This window comes from Protofrankia sp. CiP3 (genome assembly GCF_917627345.1).
GTDB lineage: Bacteria > Actinomycetota > Actinomycetes > Frankiales > Frankiaceae > Protofrankia.
In genome coordinates, this window is the sequence record NZ_CAKJTM010000219.1 from 1 (window position 1) to 2,050 (window position 2,050).

General features: G+C 71.1%; 1 protein-coding gene and 3 pseudogenes. All 4 read left to right on the forward strand.

The genetic code is table 11. From position 1 onward, the window contains the following. Window positions 1-114 precede the first annotated feature (114 nt). Window positions 115-336 (forward strand): annotated as a pseudogene (locus MJ797_RS26510) (hypothetical protein); the annotation flags it as partial. 20 nt (window positions 337-356) lie between these two features. Then, window positions 357-713 (forward strand): DUF6788 family protein, encoded by a 357-nt coding sequence (locus tag MJ797_RS26515; RefSeq protein ID WP_239342446.1) that lies wholly within the window; start codon window positions 357-359, stop codon window positions 711-713. A 91-nt stretch (window positions 714-804) separates the two neighbouring features. Then, window positions 805-1,680: pseudogene (locus MJ797_RS26520) on the forward strand (recombinase family protein); the annotation flags it as partial. Between the two features lie 148 nt (window positions 1,681-1,828). Continuing rightward, window positions 1,829-2,050: pseudogene (locus MJ797_RS26525) on the forward strand (recombinase); the annotation flags it as partial.

Consider the following 2,050-nt stretch of genomic DNA (forward strand, 5'->3'; position numbering starts at 1 on the left):
TCTCGGTTCACTCCGCTCTTCTCACCGTGATCCGGTCGGCATGGATGCCGACGGTCACGGCATACTGCCGGTTCTGACAGTCGATCTTCGGATTCTCTTCTCGTCGTCCATCCGTTCCACGCGCTGCGTGGCCAGCGCCTCGAGGTCCTCTTCGTGAAGCGGTGGGCGGGCAGGACGTTGTTCGTCTGTGCGCGGCCGGGTTCGGGCCAGGTCGGGTTGCCGGCGGCGTGGACGGACCGTGGTCCGGCCGCGGAGCATGCCCGGCTGTCGGTCGATGGGCTGGCGGCGCTCGGTGTGGTGACACGCGCCCTCACGGTCGTTGACGGCGGTGAGTAGTCATGCGATTGTCTTGTGTGATGACTCCACCCAAGATCCCGGCAGATCTGGGCACAACGAGCACGGAGGATCTTCTTGTGCGGCGACGGGCGCTGGCCGACGGGATCGGCGACCTGCAGCGGCTGCTGGCCGGGGTGCTCGTCGAGCAGCACCGCCGGTGCGGCAAACCGGGATGTTCCTGCGCGGCCGGAGACGGGCACGGACCCTACTCCTACGTCAGCCCGCGCCAGATCGAGCGCGGCCGGTTGCGCTACGTCCCGACCCGCTTCCTCGCGGTGGTGCACCACTACCTGGACCGCTCCGGCGCGGTCGAGGCGGCACTGGCGGAGATCTCGACGATCAACGTCGAGCTGCTCGCACGCCGGGAGCTGACCTAAGCGATGACCGTCGCCGTTCTGTCCGGACCTGCCCGCCGCGAGGCGGTTGCGGTGGTGGCGAACATGACGGCCAGCGCGCTGGGAGCATGCGATGAACGGCGAATACAAGATCACATCCGCGCATCGGCGGCGGGCGGCGCTGGTCTACCTGCGTCAGTCGACGCTGGTCCAGCTCCGGGAGCACACCGAGTCGACGCTGCGCCAGTACGCCCTGCGGGACACAGCGGTGGAGCTGGGCTGGGCGGCTGCGGACGTGGAGGTGATCGACACGGATCTGGGGCTGTCCGGGGCCTCGACGCGGGGCCGGGAGGGGTTTCGCCATCTGATGGCCCGGCTGTGTCTGGGCGAGGTCGGGGCGATCTTCGGGTTGGAGATCTCCCGGCTGGGCCGGTCGAACGCGGACCTGGCCCGGCTGGCGGAACTGGCCCGGCTGACGGACACGCTGCTCATCGACGCGGACGGGGTCTACGACCTGTCCGACTTCAACGACCAGCTGCTGCTCGGCCTGAAATCGACGATGGCCGCCGCGGAGCTGCACATCATGGCGGGCCGGCTGCAGGCGGCGAAGCGGGCGGCCGCGCAGCGCGGCGAGCTGCGCACCCCGCTGCCGGTCGGCTACGTCTACGACGCCGAGGGCGCCCAGGTCATCGACCCGGACGAAGAGGTCCAGGGCGCGATCCGCGACGTGTTCGCCGCGTTCGCGCAGACCGGCTCCGCGTTCGGGGTGATGACCGCGTTCGCGGGGCGACGGTTCCCGCTGCGTGCCTACGGCGGGGCGTGGGCCGGCCAGCTGCGCTTCGGCCCGCTCACCCACGCCCGGGCCAGCTCGGTGCTCAAGAATCCCGCCTACGCCGGCGTCTACGTCTACGGCCGCTACGCGACCCGCACGAGCGTGGCGCCGGACGGGACGGTGCGCAGCCACCAGGTCCAGCTGCCCCGCGACCAGTGGCCGATCGTGATTCAGGACCATCATCCCGGCTACATCACCTGGGCGGACTACCTGGCGATCGAGGCGAAGCTCGCGGCGAACCAGACGAACGCCGGGGCGCGACCCGCCCCGGGAAGGGCTCGCGCTTTGCCAGGGCATCGTCTACTGCGGCAGCTGCGGACGGGCGATGGGCACCCGGTATCACCAGAGTGGCCGCGGCGCCTACGAGTGCACGTCGCGGCTGCTGGCCGAGCAGACGCCGACCTGCCGCTCGGTCCTGGCCGCCACCGTCGACGACGCGGTCGCGGCGGCGCTGCTCGACGCGGTCACCCCCGCCCAGATCGCCCTCGCGCTGCAGGCCGCCGGCGAGGTCGCCGACCGTCACGGCCGCTCTATCCGCGCGGCCGAA